We start from the raw sequence: 20,726 nt of genomic DNA, 5'->3' as shown, positions 1-20,726 counted from the left end.
TCCCAATGATCATTGAGCTCCCCCACTTGTTGCAGCTTGAGCTGCTGCATTTGGCGTTGCTGGTGTCTGCGGTTTAGGCGCTGTTTGTGCCGCCGACGGCGTTGCTGCTCCAAATGGTGATGCCGCTTGTGGATTTGATCCTGTTGCAGGTGCCTGCTGTGCTGCAACTACCAATGCCGCTTTAGGGCTAGTCACTCGATCCACCAGCTTTAACCCCACATAACCACGATTTGAACCGATTGGGTTAGAAGCATTTCCACTAATCAAACGGAACTGAAGTTTTACAAACAAATCACTGTTTTGTTTGCTGGTCCATGTCATTTCAAAACTACCATTGAGTGGCTTACGTTGCGCACTATCAATTAATTTGTTGATACCGTACTCGCCTGGTTCCTCAAAGATCGTATGAGTTTGACCATCTAAGTCAATTGCTGTGATTCGGGCTCCCGGAATTGCGCCAGGATTTGGCCACATAAAGTTCACCCATTGTTGAATACCGTTTTCATAGACTAAACGCTGTCCATCAATATCAATGGTATACGACAGCAATTTGTTATTTGGAATTGGATAGAATTGGAAGTTAGACTGATTCGCAGCTGGGGCGCCGCCACCTGCAGCACCCGCTGATGCACCGTTGATCGGTGTGGTATATTGCTCAAAATTCATCACAAATTCTGGGTTCAAGCCTACACCCATATTCTTCCAAGTTTTTGAAGATAAGGTATAACCACGACGAATCACGAATGGATCTAGTGTCTCTTTAACAAACTTCGAAATGCTTCCGTTATCACCAAAAATCTGACTAATTTCATTACTGGTTGCTTGAATTGTGCCAGATGAATTAAACGGAACTTTTTGAGAAAGTGTTTGATTAAATGGTTGATACGCTTGTAATGTCCAGAGTTTGTTAATCTCATCTTGAGCCGGAGTCAACAAGCTATCGAATGATTGTGTCAATGGGCTGACCAAAAGCTTTTGAACCATTTGCTGATCCAGCTCACCTAAACCTACTGTAAGTTTTTCATCAACAACCTTTTGGGTTGCATTAAAAACTGAACTTTGATCATTAATGGTTTGTTTTGCTAAAGCCAAAGCACTTGGACCAAAATCACCTGCGCTACGAAGGTCATTCAGCTTGCTTCTCACTTGAGCCATATTCTGTAAATAGTCATCGAGCAATGATTTATTTTGTAGATCATCACGTTTACGAACCAGTTGATAGAACACTTGGAACTGTTGAGAGATTTGCCCTTGAGTCTGATTAGAGGCACGTTGGATTTCATCCGATTTACCCTGACCGAGTACTTTACGCTTAAACCAAGCAATAAAACCTGTTTGCGGGGCAGCAAGTTCTGCTTGAACCACAGGATTATCCCAACTGGTTTCTTTCGCTACACGATCAATATAGGTACGAATTGGAGAGTTTTGTGGTTCACCCAACACGTCCATGATCTTCGCTTGCTGAACAAAATCGGGACCTTTTGCATAATGGGTTGCGTTAATAAACTTTTTCCATTCAGCAATATATTCTTGCTTATACAATTGCGTCAGCTGTTTACGGATTTGATCTGGACTACCACTGAATGTTAAATCATCAGACTGTGTGCTATTTAATACCCAATCTTTGGTATCTGTTGGTTTGTTTGCAGCTTCTTCAATGGCTTTATCAACATATTCATCCCATGCTTTCTGAGTAAATATTCCCGGTAAAGCATAACCACCCAGCATCACATTACGATTGGTTTCACCCACAATTTGCGCCACAGTCACGGCAGGATAACGAACAGCTGCACGCATTTTAATTTCATTATATACACGATCACGTGCCGGCATACCGCGAACAACCGAGAGCAATACCTGGCGAGTTTGATCAACCAACTGAGCATCCGACTCTAAAACTGGGAATTTTTTATCGTTGGCTAAAGTCATTGAATAGCTCAAGATTTTTTCAGCTTTTTGAATCATTTCTCCACGCGGCATTTGTCCACGATTGGCATCTAACCATGAACGCCAGAAACGGGTAACTTGATCGCTTAAATGACTTGCATCCATATATTGTGGATTGCTCATCATGAGATAAGCTTTCAAGGCATTATAAGCATCTTGCGGATTTGTATCCGAAGGCTCTGATGCGATCTGTGTAGAAGAGGTTTGTTTGATTTCTACATTGACATGATTTTGTTTGAGTGTTTGCTCATTACCTTTAACACGTTGCAAATACTGCGCAATGTTTTGCTGACTTGGTGCTAAGACAATCTGTCTCACCCCTTTTAAATACTCAGCTTTTAATTTTTCCTTTAATTCATTGCCTTGATATAAACCAAATGAAAACTTCAACGGACGATGCTGGTCAAAGTCATCCAACTGTTCCAAACGTTGTTGCAAAATCAATAAAGCATCAATTTGGGTTGAAAGTTCTTGACCTGTGGTTTGTTCCATTTGAACCACTTTATTCAGATCGGCTTGTACATCCGCAATCAATTGCTGGTTATTGCGATAAGACCAAACCCACAAGCCTAAAATAATCGAAACACCTAATAGTGATGCAATAAATGCCAAGTAGCGCTTACGTTTTGTATTGGGATTAATATGCTGTTTAACTAAATTCTTATCTTTCAGAATAACTTCTGAGAATAAACCCTTTAAGAAATAACCATGATTCTGAGAAATTGAATTCTGTGGAATACCATGCTCGCTATTGGGAATCTTGGTCAGTTGAAAATCATCGACGATCTGTTCTGTCATCGGACTTTCAATTACACCCTCCTGTAAAGCACTGGTGAAATAGAAGCCACGGAATACCGGTTTAAACTGGTATGGATTTTCTTCAAACAACGTCCCGATAAAAGTTTTTAATACCGGTTTTAAAGTTTTAAATTCAAGCGGGAAAGTCATCACACTTGGAGAAATATTCTGTGCATGACGGCGACTTAAATGAGTTGTACTTACCCCTTTTAAGCCATCATATAAAATGTTGTAATGTTTTTCGAAATGTTCAGCTGCATTTTGTGATGATTCAGGGTCATAGGGTAAAGTCGCACCCCAGACTTGATCAAATTCTGCTGCCTCATAGCATTCAAAGAATTCCGTAAACCCTGCAATCAAATCCATTTTAGAAAAAACCAGATATACGGGTGCAAAGATCTCTAAACGTTCGGTCAAGTCCTGGATACGAGCTCTTAAACTTTTCGCTAATTTAATTGATTTTTCAGGGCTTTGACTGACCAGCTCAGCCACACTGACAATCACAATCAATCCATTGATCGGTGCTTTAGAACGATTCTTTTTTAGAATACTTAAAAAGCCTAACCATTCTGAATGGTCTTCTGAATATACAGAATAGCGCCCTGCTGTATCGAGCAGAACCCCTTCTGTAGAAAAAAACCAGTCACAGTTTCGAGTACCGCTCAGTCCTGAAGACACCACTTTTTGGTGGGTTTCTTCAAATGGGAATTTTAGGCCCGAATGATAAATTGCAGAACTTTTTCCCGCAGCAGGATTACCAATCACCATATACCAAGGTAACTCGTAAAGCGCAGCATTTCCGCTTTTGTCACCCAATTTAGATTTACGAATCAGTTGGATTGATTCTTTCATCTGCTGGTTGATCAGGTTTAATTCTTCTTTGTCTTTTTGTTTTCCGTATTCAGCGGTGTTGTCTTGCTCAATTGCTTCAGCCAGAGCTTCACCTTGCTCTGCATGCTTACGGCGTTGAATCAACCAGTAAATTCCGTAAATCACCAGACCCAGAATATACGCAGCGAGCATCATAAAGAAGTACTGACGCGGTACCACACTGTACGAAGAAATTATCGCAACCAGGATTGAAAGCGCGATCACAAGCTTTGGATTTGTGATGTATTGCCATGCATAGCTTAAAATTGTTTGTATCATTTTCTCGATTTCTTTCTAAATTTGTCTGTAATCTCTATGCAAACTCAGTCCCAACAACTACTTGGGTTTGCTGATGTTCAGCACTATAAACATAGCCATACAACTCATCTTTAAGGTGCAGACTCAACATAAAACCAAAAACTTTGGCTAAAGACTGGGTATGACCTAAACTACTTTTACAATAAAGATAGTGATGTGCTTCAATCGGTGTTTCTGCAAAATTCTGTTCTAATCTTTTTAAAAGCTTGACCTCTTTAGGATCATCTAAAACCAAAACAAAAGGTTGCTCTTGTTCAAATTGTTCTGCTTGAGCCAGATTCAACTCTTTTAAGGGTTGAGATGCCTGATCAGAATTTAGTGCAATTCGAATATACTTGGTTGGCTGTAAATTTTGCAATTCAACCTTTGCATTGGTCATACAGCAGGTACTGATATATTCAGAAGGAATATATTTTTCCGTCATCCATGTTCGATCATCAATGGTTTCTTGATCAATTTCAGAATCAACCACAATAAATAACGAAACTTCTGCATCCAATGACTGTGTTCTTTTCAACAACTTCATCCAATCATGATATGCCGTTGTTTCACCCCAGTAATGATATTCAGTATGAAACTGCTGATCAATGATGCCAAGCTGTGTAAAATATTGATCCATCAATTCTACGCCTGAGTTTTCATCCCATGTGTGAAATAAGTTTTCAGGTAAAATAAGATGAATATTGAGGCGATTTAATTGGGGGACAGCTTCTGCAATCTGTTGTTCTACAGATTCATCTTCATATTCTTGATGCGGGTTAATCCACGCAGGATGCATACGATATTCATGTGCAAGTTTAGCATCATAGAACAGTGCTGAATTCTTTAAGTGCTCCGCGATTTGGTGAAGCATGTCGATATTTTGTTCAAGCTGCTGCTGAATTAAGGCGGTGATCCGTCTCTGACGACTCGATAAACTTGATGAATCTTGTTCTGGTTCTTCAAGTGATTGAATACGCAATGACAAGATGGGCAAACCATAGCTATTGATGAGTCCTTGGTCTAGTTCTGGGCTGATAGGATCTTGAAGTTGCTCAATATGAACTTCGTTTTCCCCCATTGCACTTAAACTGGTTGTCGAATAGACCTTTAAATTTACCCACTCAATTTCTGCATCATGCGTTTCAACACTATTTTGCTGTTCAGTACGTTGTTCTTCTTCAAGTTTTTGTTGCTCTTTCTTGTCTTGGCGACTTTGATAGAATTTTTTCAGCAACATCGGGGTTAGAAGCAACAATGTGATCGCAGCAGGAATCAATCCAAAGAAAATAACAAAATCCTGTCCGCTTGGATCATATTTAATGTCGCGCCAATAAAATACCACGATCGCTGAGACCAGTAGAATGACACTGATCAATGTTGCTAAAATTATTTTGATCATTTATGAAGCTCCAATCAGCGCATAACAGGTTTCATCATTGTCACTTTGCGTCTTCGGCATCACAAAAGCACCTTGTGCCAAACCGACTTGTGCTGTTGAACTCAACTGTAAGGGCTGAACTTCTTCTTTGGCAAGCACCAACCGCAAATCAACCAGTAAGGTTGGACTACACCAACTCTGAAGTATTTTTTTTAATTTTTGACTTAACTTTTTCTTCGGTAAAAACTCTAAATATTGGGCATGCGTTAATGGACCAATTTGTATTTCTATTTTTCCATCAATTTGTCGAATGGTTTCCCCACAAAAAGTATTTACTCCCAAAAGAAAGGGTTGCTTTCCTCCTAACTTGGTTTTCTGCTCGTCCCCTAGTTTAAACTTCTCAGTAATATATTCTTTGACTTCAACAGGATGATGAAAAACACAGGTCAACATCGTTTTCAATGCATGTGCGGTATTGTTTTGTCCCTGCATCAATCCCGAAAACTCAGCAAAATAATCATCTAAATCACTTTGCTGATGCTGGGTTCGAATATAGCCATTTAATGCATGTAATATTTCTAAGTAATTATTTTCTTTTTCAATTTCATAACGTACCGGCAGATTATAACTCAGACTTGCATCCACAAATTGGGCTGTCAGTTTGTGATTAAATAATCCTAAGAACTTCTGTACTTCAACACGCTGTTTACGAGGTGCCTGCTTGACTTTATTGGTATAGGTATAAGGCATCGCACCCTGCATACCGGTTAAACCGACCACCAAATTGGTCATGTGAATCCTGTCTTCAACTTGTTCTAAAGACTCGATCTCATGCTTGGGGAAATTTAGATTCAGTGAACTTTCAAAAAGAAAATCATCTGACCAGCTTTTTAAAGTTGTGATGCTGGGTGCATGTCTAAATAATCGGGTTGACTGAACAAATTCAAAAGCTGTAGGAGTTTTGAAAAGCTCATCAACTACAGAAGCTTCTTGCCACCAACGTTCTGTACGCATTGGTATAACTCCTGTTTTGTATTTAAATCTCTCACAAAAACATCAACAAAGCTGTTCATCTGTACTTTTAAATTAAAAATGTGACTAATCAACTCACTGAAAATATAGAGACTATGTCCACGGAAAACTTGAACATCCACATCCATCAGCACCTTCACCCCTCGCACAAACATCGGGAAAGGTTTTGCTTCAACAAGTTTATGGGTAATCTCAAATTCAATTTGTTTGATCGCATCAATAATCAAATGATTTTCTTTCGATTTTGGTAAATTATAAAGTTCAAGTAACTCTTTGATATGACTGACTGTATCCCCTTTCATTAACGCAAGCGTATTCAAAGAAAGATGTGAAATAATCCGCCATTGTTCGTTTTTATTCATTTCAAATTGATAAGGCTCTGTAGGTCTTTTTAATATCAAGGCACGACGAGCAACCGTACTGTCATTCAAATTCAAAACATTATTCGATTGACCTAAAGCTTCATACGGCAATTCACGGTTTGAACAAAGTAATCTGCAACTGACAAAATCAGACTTGATACTCTGTGGCTCGAGCTGTTTCGAAATAATTGAATATCCTGTTTCAACATATTGATTCTGTAAAACAGTCGGATTCAAAGCATAAAAAAACTGAATATCTTCACCGTGATAATGACTCATTGCGAAGAAAGGTAAAATTGGGTAAACCACTTGATCTTGATTACTTTTTTCACGAATCAAATTCATTTCAAGTATTGAATACACTTGATAAAATTCAGGGTGATGAGCATCTGTGATCAGTGGATACTCTAAGTTTTTGTGATTGATTTTCTGGGGTTCAGCCTGTTTTTCAAATAAATTTACCACTGGACTGGTAAATAATTTAAAGTTCGCTACATTTAATTCTGAATAATTTCGAATAATGGCTTGATCATTTAAATTCAGCTTCAAATGAATCTGAATTTCAAAAGTTAAATTTTCATCTTTTAATAATTTTAAAAAATCTAAATTTAAATTCAGATAACTAAATTTTTCTGGAAAACAAAAGTATTCTATCAACAAACGATAGGCATGATGGGTATGCTGATCTATCGGCAATAAACTTTCATCTTCATGAAATCCCATCACTTCAAAAGGATTTTTAATCGCTGTCACTTTATGATTGATGCGCAGACTAAAGCTGGTATCCTGGTGAAAAATATGGTCCAAGACTTGGAGCGGAAAATTGGAGATAGCATCTAAATAAATGGGCAGTTTTTCATTTTTCAACCAATTTTTACACGGGTTGAATAAATCAAATTTTAAACTCAACGTTGCATTCTGGTTTAAATGAATATGCGCACTTGGTGTCGTTTGAAAACTTAAACTTTCCAGTTGAATTGGCAGTAACTTTACTGCTGTACTGGTATTAAATTCACATTGGACCCCCTTAAAACTTCTTGATTTTAAAGTTGTTCCTTTGGGAATAACATGAACATCCGTTAATTGTTTTTGTTTATTTAAATCTTCAAAGCTCACTACGGAGCAGGCAGGAAAATGTCGCAGATACTGCGGAAACATGACTTCAAATAATGAGCGGGTAAATATGTCATAGCTATCAGCTAATTTTTTATCAATACGTGCCGCAATTAAAGAAAAAGCCTGGATCAGGCGCTCAATATGTGGATCATCAATTTGTTCTTGGTTTAAAGATAATCTTTGCGCAATTTTAGGATATTTATCTGCAAATGCACGTGACTGCTGACCAAATTCTTGTAGTTGCTTTTCATAATACGGTAAAAGTTCTTCTATCACGACATACCTACATTTTTAAGATCTGGCAGAGATTACATATTGCTGTGTTGTTGGCTTGAGTAAGGCATCAAAAATTACAGGTTCATAAAGCGGATGAATATTTAAATAGGCTTGAATGCTTAAGCATAAAGAACCAACATTCTGATCATCTAGCTGCATTTCTACTTTAATCTGTTTTAATCGTGGCTCATGCGCAGCGATCGACTGCTCAATGGACTGGCAAATAACATCTCGATCTGTGGGGTTGGCAGTTGAAAGTCCAACAAAATCAATAATCCCAAACTGTACAATCGATTTTTTGGCTAAAGCATAATCATCAATATCCAAATCTAGTTTAGCGATTCGGGTATTTAACAAATCTTCTAAATCATGAGCAACAGACTCTCTTAGCTCATGTATGGAAAGCCCTTTTACATAATCATCTTCAACAATCAAGCGATCAAATAGTGTAGATCGAAATCCATAGGGATAAAGTTGATCTAAGTTCATAACTGATATTCTAATGATATGAAACAGGTAGGGACTTTTCAGCCCCTACCCGTCTCAAACAACAATTAAGCAGCGTAAGATGCTGTATTGTTAGAAAGAGACCATTTCTTAGTAACGGCACCTTTAGCAGAACCGTTAATATCTTGTTGATTATAAGTCCACTCAACTGCAGCATATTTCAAACCAAATGCTTCAGTTGGAACACCTTCTTCATTTACAGTCGGTGTTACGCTTGAAACAAGAACATGCTTAAGTTTGATTTGGAGGTACTTGATACGTTTGTCACCGTTTGCGCGGTAAAAATCAATTTGAACTTCGTCAAAAGTATAACCAGCAGAACAAGCTTCCCAAAGTTTCGGACTAGTCGCATCCAAATCTTTAACGAAAAGCATGTCTGAATGTTCTACACGTTCAGCAGTGTGACCACCAACGCTTGAAGAAGTAGCAGATTTCGGTTGACGGATGTTGTGAGACCAAGAATTAACTTCTAGCCAGTTCTTGTGCTCAGAATCACGTGACTCACCATCAACTTTGTACTTGCCTTGAAATTGAACGTATATGTCTTTCATTGGATTTACCCTTATTTTTTAAAGTTATTATTTAGCCACGCTCTATTTTAATTCGAGGACTGAGGTAACTCAGTGACAAGTCGCAGAGAAACTGACAACTCATCTAGCTGGAAATGCGGTCTTAAAAAGACCACAGACTTGTAGTGCCCTGGCTCTGCAGGATTCTCTACAACTTTTACAGAAGCTTCACGCAGTGGATACTGTGCTTTTGCTTCTTGAGACGCGCCATCATCAAGCAATACATATTGTGATAGCCATTCATTTAAAAATGCTTCTACATTTCCAGCCGATGCAAAACTTCCGACTTTATCCCGCATCATTGCTTTTAAATAATGTGCAATTCGAGAAACTGCCATGATGTACTGGATCTGGCTAGAAAGTGATGAGTTTGCATTCGCAGTATCGCTGTCATATTTTTTCGGCTTCTGCGTAGACTGTGCGCCAAAGAATGCGGCATAGTCTGTATTCTTGCAATGCACCAGTGGGATAAAGCCCAAATCACTCAATTCTTTTTCACGACGATCAGTGATGGCAATTTCTGTTGGGCACTTAAACACCACTTCACCGTCATTGGTTTTAAAGGTATGTACAGGTAAACCTTCTACCATACCACCACCTTCTACACCACGGATAGCGGCACACCAACCATGCAGGTCAAAGGCATTGGTCAAACGCGTACCAAAAGCATAAGCAGCATTCATCCATAAATATTCGTCGTGATTTTGACCTGAAACTTCTTCAACAAAGTTAAAGCCTTCAGTTGCCCATCCCTCTTTAGGATCATAAGGTAAGCGTCCTAAAACACGTGGCATGGTCAATGCAACATAACGCGCATCATCACTTTCACGGAATGAACGCCACTGTACATATTCAGCTGTTTCAAACACTTTTGAAACGTCGCGCGGACGATCAATATCAGTAAATGACTCAAGCCCAAGCATGTTACTACTCGCAGCCGAAATAAATGGTGCATGCGCTGCCGCTGCAACATGAGAAATCTGTTCTAACAGGTACATATCTGATGGTGTACGATCGAATTCGAAATCACCAATCAAGGTGGCATAAGGCGCACCACCAAATGAACCATATTCTTCTTCATACACTTTTTTGAACAATGTACTTTGATCGAAATCAGTTGCACCTTGGAAGTCTTTGATCAACTCTTTTTTCGTTGTGTTTAACATACGAATTTTGATCAATGGATTAGATGGTGACTCTTGGCAAAAATAGTACAAACCACGCCAAGTCGATTCAATTTTTTGAAACTGCTCGTTGTGCATGATTTTGCTGAGTTGAGTCGAAATAAGTGCATCAATTTCCGCAATACGCTTATCTATAGACAGGGACATGTTTTCAGAAACAGTAATTGTTCCTGCCATGACTTCTTTTGCCAACTCACTAATTAAGCTTTTCGCACGATCATGCTCTTCTTCATTACGTGCAATTCGGCTACGCTCCACAATAGAATCAAGTAAACTTACTTCTTCTACAGCTGTATCCTGTACAGTATTGCTTTGTAAATTACTCATTTTCTGGACCCGCCTCAGCACTTAATTTACGGATCTGATCCGTATTCTGTAAAACCTCATCAAGCAAGTCTTCCAAACGCTCACTATTAGAAATTTTATTTCTCAAGTCTGTTAAACGCTCACGCGCTTCAACCAACTTCTTCAGTGGTTCAACTTGCTGCACAACCTGTTCAGGGCGGAAATCTTCCATCGACTTAAATGTTAAATCAACCGACATACGCCCACCTTCTTCAGTCAAAGTATTTTCAACTTGGTAAGCTGCACGTGGAGACAATGATTCCATCACTTCATCAATGTTTTCTAAATCAACATTGATAAATTTCTTGTCCTTTAACTTGGTTCTTTCTAATTCAGAAGCTGCAGAGAAATCGCCGAGCACGCCAACAACAAATGGTAATTCTTTAATTTCCTTACCATCGCCCACTTCAACATCATAAGTCAGCTGAACACGTGGTGGTCTGATTCGCTGTAATTTTTTCTGTACACTTTCACGTTTTGACATTTTTTTTATCCATTAATTTGAGCAAATAAATTATGTTGGGAAATTCGGTCTAGCTGCTGGTGTCGGCTTCGGTTTTGCTGGAGTAGCAGCAGGTTTAGATGCTGCAGGTTTAGATGAAGACGGGGCAGAACGTGTCGGCGAAGTACGGTTCACTTTCTGAGGACGGCTCACTTTCTGAGGACGTGCACGCTCTACAACTGGAGCACTTTCCTGATTTTTTTCAACCAGAACAGCAGCTGGCATTGCTTGTCGGACAGCATCAGTAAAGTTTTTCGCAACTGGATAAGTTTTGGCTTCTGTTAAGTAGCGCATTTCACTGGTACGCATCTTGTTTAGCGCATCTGAAGCTAAACCAAGACTTGCGAGGAACTTAACATCAGTCAACTCATTGCTTTGAATATTCAATGTGTCTAAATAACTGACGATCTGAAGTGCTTTTTCATTTTTGCCAAGCTGTTGGAATTTTTCCGCAGCCGAGACCAACAGTTTGTTTTTATAGTCTTTATTCTTCTTATCACACAATTGCGCATAAATCCCAAGCAGCTCAGGATTTGTCTCGCCTTCAACCATTGGATAGTCTTTGATACATGATCTTTTTAGTTTGATCTCATCGTTTGCGCTAACAAAGGTGCTCGCAAATGATGCTCCAAGAACTAAAATGTACGGGATATAATTCTTCAAAATCTAACCTCAATTCACTTGATTCAGTTATTCAATAGATTTACTTTTGATGTTTTATAAATATATATAATTAAAGCAACTTCGTTTAAAATCTTAGAAATAAAACTAAAAAAAACGCTTTTAGTCAAGTGAAATTTCGTATCGACATTTCAAACGATTGATAAAAAAAGTTTTTTAAAGTGTTTGGATAATATCAATAATATCTTATCTTCACAAAAGTTTTTTTTTCTGTAAAATATTTCTTGAGATTTTTAAAAAAATATTAAACATTTGATTTTAATATACTAATTTAAATGCCAACTTGATTGGCTAGAAAATTAAAAACTGACTTTGAGCCAAAGTAAAGTTTTTGAGAGAGACAAAAATGACCGATTTAAAAGTTTTGATTAAAAAGTTATCTGCTTCTTCACGTACAGCTTTAGAACAATCCGCCAATCTATGTGTAAATCATCAAAATTTTGAAATTGAAATTGAACACTTTTTTGTCAAACTACTTGAACAGCATGGCAATGATCTTGAAATATTACTCAACAAATGCAAAATTTCAAAAGATGCATTGTTAAGTGATTTATTAGAATGCATTTCTCAACTTCCGAAAGGCAATACCCGAACCCCAATCTTTTCAAAATCAATTGTTCGACTTTTAGAACAAGCATGGTTGCTCGCTTCAGCTGAACAGGATTCAGTGATCCGCAGCGGACACTTACTCATTGCGTTACTTACTGCATCAGACCTGTATCAAATTGCAGTTCGAGCTTCTAGCTTATTTGATCTTTTTCCGATTGATACGATGAAGCATAAATTCTTGGAAATTTGCGTGAACAGTAACGAAAATGTTCCTGTAAATACCACGGAAAAAGAAGCCAAATCAGAAGCTGTTTCAGGTGATCATTCAGCCTCTCTTAAAAAAACCCCTGCTCTTGATCAGTTCACTATCAACCTTACTGAAAAAGCTCAAAAAGGTGGAATTGACCCTGTCATTGGACGTGAGTACGAAATTCGTTTGATGCTGGATATTCTGATGCGTCGTCGTCAAAATAATCCGATTTTAACGGGTGAGCCTGGTGTAGGTAAAACTGCTGTAGTCGAAGGCTTGGCACTTAAGATTTCACAAAACCAAGTTCCGGACGCACTCAAAAATGTTCAAGTGCATTCTTTAGATATGGGCTTGTTACAAGCAGGTGCAAGCGTCAAAGGTGAGTTTGAAAATCGTCTAAAACAAGTGATTCAAGAAGTACAGCAATCTGCACACCCTATTATTTTGTTTATAGATGAAGCCCACACCATGATTGGTGCAGGTGGTCAAGCGGGGCAAAATGATGCAGCAAACTTATTAAAACCAGCTTTGGCACGTGGTGAATTAAGAACCATTGCTGCCACAACCTGGGCAGAATACAAACAATATTTCGAAAAAGATGCAGCTTTAAGCCGTCGTTTCCAAGTGGTGAAAGTTGAAGAGCCGACAGAAGAAGTCGCCATTGATATGCTACGCGCCATGATTCCAGTAATGGCAAATCACTTTAACTTGCGTATTGATGATGAAGCGATCGTGACTGCCGTACATTCATCGCATCGCTATATCAGTGGACGCCAACTTCCAGATAAAGCCATTAGCGTATTGGATACGGCCGCAGCCCGTGTTGCACTCACGCAAAATGCCCAACCTGTAAAATTGGATCAACTTAAAGCTCAACAACATAATTTAAGCTTAGAATTCAATATCATTGAAAATGAGCATAAACATCAGTCAATCCATGAAGAACGCTTAACGCAACTTAAACACGCTTTAGACACACTTGATCAAGAAATTCAAAAAACTGAACAGCAATGGCAAGCGGAATTGGCATTGATTCATCAAATCAAGGCATTAGAAAGTAATACAGATGCGGATCTGGCGAGCCATAAAGATGAAATCCTAAAACTTCGCAATCAGTTAGCTGAACTACAAGGTCAAGAACCTCTGGTTTTTGAGCGTGTCAATGCACAAATCATCAATGAAATTATTTCAGATTGGACAGGTATTCCTGTTGGGAAAATGGTCAATGATGAAATTAAACAAATTCTCAGCCTGGAAGAAAAACTTGAACAACGTGTAATGGGACAAGATTATGCATTACATCAACTGGTTCAAGGGATTAAAACATCCAAAGCACGTTTAGAAGACCCGAATAAACCACAAGGTGTCTTCATGCTGGTCGGACCAAGTGGTGTAGGTAAAACTGAAACAGCTTTAGCTCTTGCCAATGAACTTTATGGTGGGGAATCGCACTTAATCACCATCAATATGTCTGAATACCAAGAAGCACATACTGTTTCCTCACTCAAAGGTGCTCCTCCAGGTTATGTGGGCTATGGTCAGGGTGGTGTATTAACCGAAGCGGTTAGACGTAATCCTTACAGCGTTGTTTTACTGGACGAGATTGAAAAAGCCCATAGCGATGTTCAAGAATTGTTCTATCAAGTTTTCGACAAAGGAACACTTGAGGATGGTGAAGGTCGGGTCATCGATTTTAAAAATACGACGATCTTGTTGACCTCGAATACAGGTTCAAATGCAATTATGCAGGCTTGTTTAAATCAACCTGTTGAAGAATGGCCAAGCGCAGAAGAACTGACAGAACAGCTTAAGCCAAGTTTATATAAGCAATTTAAACCGGCATTCTTGGGTCGTATGCGAATCGTGCCTTATTTCCCATTGCATGATGATCTCCTAGTCCGAATCATTGAACATAAAATCGGTAAAATCACAGCAAGACTTGAAAAACAATATGAAACCAAAGTGACCTATAGCGATGATTTGATCGAGTTAATTCTCAGTCGCTGCACAGAGGTGGATAGTGGTGCGCGTAATGTTGACAATATTTTAAATGCTTCCGTCTTACCTGCATTAGCGACTGAAATGCTGGTTGCGCTAGCAGAACAAAAAATTCCTAAATTGATTCATATCGACACCAAAGATGATGAAATTATTTACCTTTTAGATCCACAAGCCAAATCTGCAAAGAAGAAATCGAGTAAGAAGCCAAAGGTTGTGGAAGCTTAAACTCACGAGTATAGAGAATGGATATTAATTTAGATACCTTACTAAAACCTATTTCAGAGGATCATCCATGTGGAGAAGATCTATCTTTTTCCAATGAGTTTCATGAAATAAAAAAAGCACGAATACATGATGATCCGCTCTTAGATCAAGGGGATTGGATCTCTGAACCTAAGCAAGCGGATTGGTCATTCGTTGCTGAAAAATCTGTTCAATTATTAACAGATAAAACTAAGGATATCCGTTTACTGACTTGGCTGACCGAGGCTTGGACAAATCTATATGGTTTTGAGGGCTTAATTAAAGGCTTAGAATTAAGCCATCGAATCTTAGAACAATTCTGGTTAAAGCTTCATCCTGAAATTGAAGATGATGATCTAGACCAACGTCTAGGATTACTCCAAGGCTTTACCACACAGTTGCCTGGCTTGATCAAAAATGTGCCTCTAATCAACATTCAACCCTTTTACTCCCTTGCCCAATACGAAAAATTCTTGCATTTACAAAATGTGCGTCGTAAGCAAGCCGAAGATTCTGACAGTGTTGAAGCATCATTAGAGTTAGACCAATTCAATCAGGCTTTATTCAATACTTCCCGTACCTTCCAATATCAAAATTATCAGCAATTTCAGGAAATTTTGCAGCATTGGAATGTCATTAAACAAGTGCTTGATTCACTAATGGAGTTGGAAGCACCAAGTTTTGCTCATGTAGATTCACAACTTGAAAATATTCAAATGAATCTAAAAAAAATCTATAAAGCAGAATCATTTGGTACTAGCACCAATACAGCGCCTATGGAAAATACAGATCACCAAGCTCAGACAGCTGCAGCAAGCGTTACAGAATCCTACGTAGCGCCCGTGGCTCAAGCACAAACCTTCCAGCCACAGCCTCAGAGCCATTTACAAAATCGTGAACAGGCAATGCGTGTTTTACAAGATATTGCTGATTATTTTCAAACCAATGAGCCTCATAGCCCAGTCAGTTATATGCTGCAAAAAACCATTAAATGGAGTCAAATGCCTTTACATGAATGGTTAACTCAAGTCATTAAAAATGACAATCCCCTTGATTCTATTCAAGAATTATTGGGCGTCAACCAAAATAATGAATCTTCTGAGTGGTAATCAAATATGTTTAAAGCCGAAAAAGTTCTTTGGGGTGAAGGTTTATTTTTAAGACCACAGCATTTCCAACTCCAAGATACATATCAAGAACAACGTTTAAATCATACAATTCGTTCTACAGTTCCCTATCCTTATGGCATCAAAAATCTTCGCTTTGATGAAACTCAATTGGGTACTCATGTTCTGGCTCTAGAGCATATTGATATGATTTGGCAAGATGGTGAAATCTATCAAGCACCAGCCAAAGATCTTTTACCACAACCGATTTTATTAGATGAATTGAACTTGCGTGGTGAAATGCTGATTTATTTAGCATTGCCGATTCTACAACCGAATAAGAAAAACATTTCCGATGATCAGGACAAACAACCTGCACGATACCATTCTTATTTGAATGAAACACATGATCTTTTTACAGATGCAACGCCTGCTGAAATTACTTTCTTAAGACGTCGTACTGAATTCAAACTTTTTGATATTCAAGCAGATCCAAATCAGGATTTAGATGGCTTCTTATATTTGGCAATTGGCAAGATCAAACGTCATAGTTCAGGCAATTTTGAAATTGATTCCAAATATATTCCGCCAATTCTGCACATCCAGTCAAATGAAACTTTATTGGCGAATTTAAAACGAACCTTAAATGTCGTTCGTGCAAAAATCAAAATGATTCAAACCAATAATCGGGAAAATGAACAAAAACTGATCGAATTTAGATCGGGTGATATTGTGTCTTTTTGGTTAGTGAATGCGCTCAATACAGCTCATGCAACATTAAACCATCTTCTACAAAATCCTCAAATTCATCCTGAGAAATTATTCTTTGAACTGCTCCGTTTAACTGGTTCATTACTCACGTTCTCTACAGCATATGAAGTTGAGCATTTGCCACAATATCAACACCATAACTTGCAAGATAGCTTTAGCCAGCTGGATAAAATCTTACGCGAATTATTAGATACGATTATTTCAAGCCGTTATATCAGTATTGCGTTGAAAGAAATTCGTCCATCGTATTGGGTAGGCAGCTTAGAAACAGATAAAATCACTAAAGAATCAAGGCTTTATATTGCAGTTTCAAGCAGCATGATGCAAACTCATGAATTGATTCAAATCGTACCTTTACGTTTCAAAGTTGGTAATACAGTGGATGTAGAGCAACGTGTCGTTGCAGCACTTCCAGCAATTCCAATCCATCATTTGGTACAAATCCCAACAGCGATTCCAGTACGTTCAGGCGTGAGCTATTTTGAAATTGAGCCGCACCATGAAATGTACCAGCGCATGCTTGATTCAGAAACCATCTGTATTTATGTACCAGCAGGTTTCCAAGATATCAGTATTGAACTCATCGCAGTGATGAACGGTTAAGAGGATGATCCAATGAGTCAGAATAATAATATCGCCCCTTCACTGTTCGATGATGGACAAATTGGTGCAGGTGCTGTACCTCAACCTTCAAAAAATACACAGGCAACCAATTTGGTTGATCTTCTGCATGATGGTTTTTATATTGTATTTTTAATCAGAAATCAGTATGTTCCTGAGAATGCAGATCGTTTTAAAGAGAAAATATTAGATCTGCTCAATCGTTTTGAACATCAAGCAAAAAAGCTCCAATTTTCTGGAGAAGATATTCAAGATGCAAAATATGCTTATTGTGCATTGCTTGATGAAACCATTGTCACGCAACAAGATCCCTCATTCTTTAATCTACAAAACCACTGGTTGATTAGTCCATTACAATTAACCCTTTTCGGTTCACAATTGGCAGGTTATCGCTTTTTTGAATTTTTAGAACAGATTCGTGCACGTGGTAAAGAAAGATTAGCATCACTCGAAGTTTATCATTATTGCTTACTGCTGGGTTTTCAAGGTAAATATCGCATTGAATCTATTGAAAGTTTAAATCATCTGGTTGCACGAGTAGGTGATGAAATTGATTATTTAAAAGGTAAAAAAGCTGCTTTTTCACCTTTTGCTGCTTTACCAGATCAAATTAAAAATATTATTCATCGAGAATTACCGTTTGTTTGGATTTTAATTTTCCTGTTGTTGTTTGCAGTACTTGCATTTGCAGGACTAAAAATTATGTTGAATAAAAATGAAAATGCGTCACTTGCCAAATTTAACAATGTAATTGCAGCGCCAACAGAACAAGCGCATATCACGATTCTATTGCCTTGACGGTAAAATTATGACACAAGAAAAGCAAACCTCTATTCGTATATTACAAAGTAAGCCGGTTAAAAAAACTTTGGGGAAATCATCAGTTTTTTTGCTTGGCTTATTAACAGGGATCATTGTTTCGGCGATCTTTTTCTTTATTTTTATCAATCTTAATCAGTCTGAAACTGTCACAGACACAACTGAAGCTGCTGCTACCGCTCAAGAAGCAGATATACAAACCCATACAGAAGAAGCAGCAACCAATCCACATGATGAAAGTGCGGGTGTTTATAAACAACATATTAATGACAAAGACTTTAACCAGATTTTTAAACATGAAAATAAACCAGCACCTCAACCTAGCCCTAAGGGCAGCTCCCCTTTTGAACAAATGCTGAAACCAGAAGCCAAGCCTGCCTCTGCAATCGCATCTAAACCACCCGCCGTACCTGCAAAACCTGTAGTACCTGCAGTCAAACCAAAAGTAGAGCCAAAAGCAGCTGAAAAAGAACATCCAGCGAAAAAGGAAGAAGCACCAGAGATTTCGCCTGAAGCAACGGTTAAAATGACCATTGAACGAAAAGAGACTGAAAACAAACCATGATTTTGTTTGTCGTTATTTGTTTTATCTTTTTGGTCCTTGGCCTCACTTTTTTAATGTCTTATGAGCTTAGAAATAAAACTTTAGACTATTTAAGAGCATTACTTCCCCAAGGAAAGAAAAAATTAGCTTCCGCAAAACATTTTGCAGAGCAAATGAATCAAGCAGCTTCTGCAAATCAAACTCAGACCCATTGGCATTTACAGCAATGGTGGATTTTGATTGCGGGTTTTTTTCTGCTGTCCAGTATTTTAGTGTTTGCATTCACTCGACCAATTGATCCTACAAAAGTAGAAGCAGAATACTTAAGACAAACAGATCCACAAATCTATGCATTGCTTAATGGAGAGGTTCTCAGCCCTCCCCCTGCCGTTGATGAAAGTTTAATTGATGCGGCAATTGTACAAGCTCAAATCCTAGAAAGAGAAAATCCACTTCCCAATCATCAATTTCCGAGTGTGAATCCATCAGCAATTGACAATGAAGGGGTCGGAGACCAAAGAAGTAGTTTTGATACGGCAATGGTCGACCGTAAATGGGACAAAATGCACCCAAGTTATAAGCAACGTCTACTGATGGTCTTTAAAATCATGAAAGAGCGTCATGGTTATGAAATGGTTCTTTTAGAAGGTTATCGGAGTCCTGAACGTCAAACGCGCCTATCTGGGAATACAGCAACCACTTTGGCCAAAGCTTATCAGAGTTACCATCAATTTGGTTTAGCTGCCGATGTTGCCTTTAAACGAGATGGTAAGGTTGTAATTTCAGAACGTGATCCGTGGGCTTGGAAAGGATATCAATTGTATGGTGTTGTCGCTGAATCTGTTGGGTTAACGTGGGGCGGTCGCTGGACAAGGATTCATGACTATGGGCATACTGAATTCCGTATGCCGGGGCTTCGTAAAAACCGTGAATCGGCTGAACGCTTAATTGCAGAAGCACAAGGTAAAGGGCTTATGGCCAATAATATTGAGGTGAATTAGTAGTAAAGCAATTTTTGTAGGAAAATGCTTACAACAATCACCGCTATTGTCATCTATACCATCAGCACTTTATTTTATATTCTATAGTCATAGGGAACAGGAAGTTTCCCAGACAAAACAACAATAATAAATTGTCTGAGCATCAGGAACGTGAGATTAGACAGGAGTCAGATCTAAGCAACCAATACGAAGAAAACCCCATCAGGATGATGGGGTTTTCTTTTTATCGCTATATCATTATTTTTAAATTTATAATTTCTTTAGATATTCGACTATTTCTTTATTATTTGCCATTTCCGCCAGTTCCAAGGCTGTATATTTTGACTTATAGTGGGCATCAGCCCCCTGATTGACTAACAATTTCACAATTTCTAAATGATCATTTTCAGCAGCAGCGTGTAATGCACTATAGCCTTCTTCATCTGTTTGATTGGGATCAATGCCCTGTGACAAAAGCTGCTCGACAAGCTCAATCTCTCCCAAAGAAGCAGCATAAATCAGTTCAGGAAGATGAAGTTCTTCATCATTGTTTGGAATCGGAGAAAATGAGTTAAGTTTCATTAAAAAGTCCTAGTTGAATGAGTTATCTAACTCAAAACTTTAAAAAACAATATTGAATTCAAAGAATGTTAGAGAATCACCAAAATTTCTACCCTTTATAGCTATTTAAATTAAAATTTATCCCCTCAGGATACCTAAAACAGCCTTTCCAGGCAGTTAATCTTTCAGTTTTAATACTTAAAACCGTATTTTCAGGAGTAATAAACTGAACATGCTCATTACGTTCCATGTCAGGATCATTCTCTATATATTCTAACCATTGATTTAATGTAATTTTGTTTTCAGACTCTGCCTGAATATGTTCAATACGATCTCTACTGATTTATCATATCTGGTGTCATTCTCAATCATTTTAAGAGAAAGCTGATAAATATGATAGATACATTTTATCAC

At 38.3% G+C, this 20,726-nt stretch carries 16 protein-coding genes; 6 read left to right on the top strand and 10 right to left on the bottom strand.

What is annotated here, in order from left to right; all coding sequences use genetic code 11:
- Positions 1–9 precede the first annotated feature (9 nt).
- The 9 genes from tssM to IMO47_RS15075 form a co-directional block, all read right to left on the bottom strand.
- Entirely contained in the window at positions 10–3,891 is a 3,882-nt protein-coding gene (gene tssM, locus IMO47_RS15115; protein WP_242052685.1) for a type VI secretion system membrane subunit TssM, read from the bottom strand.
- A gap of 37 nt (positions 3,892–3,928) precedes the next feature.
- Positions 3,929–5,314 (bottom strand): hypothetical protein, encoded by a 1,386-nt coding sequence (locus tag IMO47_RS15110; RefSeq protein ID WP_196074657.1) that lies wholly within the window; start codon positions 5,312–5,314, stop codon positions 3,929–3,931.
- Entirely contained in the window at positions 5,315–6,307 is a 993-nt protein-coding gene (gene tssG, locus IMO47_RS15105) for a type VI secretion system baseplate subunit TssG (protein ID WP_196074656.1), read from the bottom strand.
- On the bottom strand, positions 6,271–8,079 hold the full coding sequence (gene tssF, locus IMO47_RS15100) for a type VI secretion system baseplate subunit TssF (protein WP_196074655.1): 1,809 nt from the start codon (positions 8,077–8,079) through the stop codon (positions 6,271–6,273). The genes tssG and tssF overlap by 37 nt, the downstream gene beginning before the upstream one ends.
- A gap of 15 nt (positions 8,080–8,094) precedes the next feature.
- Positions 8,095–8,568, bottom strand: coding sequence for a type VI secretion system baseplate subunit TssE (gene tssE, locus IMO47_RS15095; RefSeq protein WP_196074654.1), 474 nt, complete (start codon positions 8,566–8,568; stop codon positions 8,095–8,097).
- Positions 8,569–8,633: 65 nt separating this feature from the next.
- Entirely contained in the window at positions 8,634–9,137 is a 504-nt protein-coding gene (locus tag IMO47_RS15090) for a type VI secretion system tube protein Hcp (protein ID WP_004723558.1), read from the bottom strand.
- A 47-nt stretch (positions 9,138–9,184) separates the two neighbouring features.
- Positions 9,185–10,666, bottom strand: a complete 1,482-nt coding sequence (gene tssC / locus IMO47_RS15085; protein ID WP_196074653.1) for a type VI secretion system contractile sheath large subunit — start codon at positions 10,664–10,666, stop codon at positions 9,185–9,187.
- Positions 10,659–11,168, bottom strand: a complete 510-nt coding sequence (gene tssB, locus IMO47_RS15080; protein WP_196074652.1) for a type VI secretion system contractile sheath small subunit — start codon at positions 11,166–11,168, stop codon at positions 10,659–10,661. Before tssB ends, tssC begins: the two co-directional genes overlap by 8 nt.
- 30 nt (positions 11,169–11,198) lie before the next feature.
- Positions 11,199–11,849, bottom strand: coding sequence for a hypothetical protein (locus IMO47_RS15075; protein WP_196074651.1), 651 nt, complete (start codon positions 11,847–11,849; stop codon positions 11,199–11,201).
- 364 nt (positions 11,850–12,213) lie between these two features.
- Here IMO47_RS15075 and tssH point away from each other — a divergent pair, with 364 nt between their 5' ends.
- Genes tssH through IMO47_RS15045 form a run of 6 tightly spaced genes read left to right on the top strand, consistent with a single transcriptional unit; the run spans position 12,214 to position 19,772 of the window.
- Positions 12,214–14,892 (top strand): type VI secretion system ATPase TssH, encoded by a 2,679-nt coding sequence (tssH, locus tag IMO47_RS15070; protein WP_196075493.1) that lies wholly within the window; start codon positions 12,214–12,216, stop codon positions 14,890–14,892.
- Between the two features lie 17 nt (positions 14,893–14,909).
- Positions 14,910–16,019 carry a type VI secretion system protein TssA gene (tssA, locus tag IMO47_RS15065; protein WP_196075494.1) on the top strand — a complete coding sequence of 370 codons (1,110 nt, stop codon included), beginning with the start codon at positions 14,910–14,912 and terminating at the stop codon, positions 16,017–16,019.
- A 6-nt stretch (positions 16,020–16,025) separates the two neighbouring features.
- Positions 16,026–17,390: a type VI secretion system baseplate subunit TssK gene (gene tssK / locus IMO47_RS15060; protein WP_196075495.1), complete on the top strand. Its 1,365-nt coding sequence runs from the start codon at positions 16,026–16,028 to the stop codon at positions 17,388–17,390.
- A 12-nt stretch (positions 17,391–17,402) separates the two neighbouring features.
- Positions 17,403–18,206, top strand: coding sequence for a type IVB secretion system protein IcmH/DotU (icmH, locus tag IMO47_RS15055; RefSeq protein ID WP_196075496.1), 804 nt, complete (start codon positions 17,403–17,405; stop codon positions 18,204–18,206).
- 10 nt (positions 18,207–18,216) lie between these two features.
- Positions 18,217–18,792: a hypothetical protein gene (locus tag IMO47_RS15050; protein WP_196075497.1), complete on the top strand. Its 576-nt coding sequence runs from the start codon at positions 18,217–18,219 to the stop codon at positions 18,790–18,792.
- A complete protein-coding gene (locus IMO47_RS15045) occupies positions 18,789–19,772 on the top strand; it encodes a M15 family metallopeptidase (protein ID WP_196075498.1) in 984 nt (327 codons plus the stop codon). The genes IMO47_RS15050 and IMO47_RS15045 overlap by 4 nt, the downstream gene beginning before the upstream one ends.
- A 249-nt stretch (positions 19,773–20,021) precedes the next feature.
- Here IMO47_RS15045 and IMO47_RS15040 read toward each other — a convergent pair whose 3' ends face one another.
- Entirely contained in the window at positions 20,022–20,333 is a 312-nt protein-coding gene (locus IMO47_RS15040) for an ankyrin repeat domain-containing protein (protein WP_196075499.1), read from the bottom strand.
- Between the last annotated feature and the right edge of the window lie 393 nt (positions 20,334–20,726).

Origin of the sequence: Acinetobacter sp. Res13-Abat-PEC15-P4-01, from assembly GCF_015676285.1 — a bacterium.
Classification (GTDB): domain Bacteria; phylum Pseudomonadota; class Gammaproteobacteria; order Pseudomonadales; family Moraxellaceae; genus Acinetobacter; species Acinetobacter nematophilus.
Note: the sequence above shows the minus strand (reverse complement) of the source record. Positions and strands in the feature narration are given on the sequence as shown.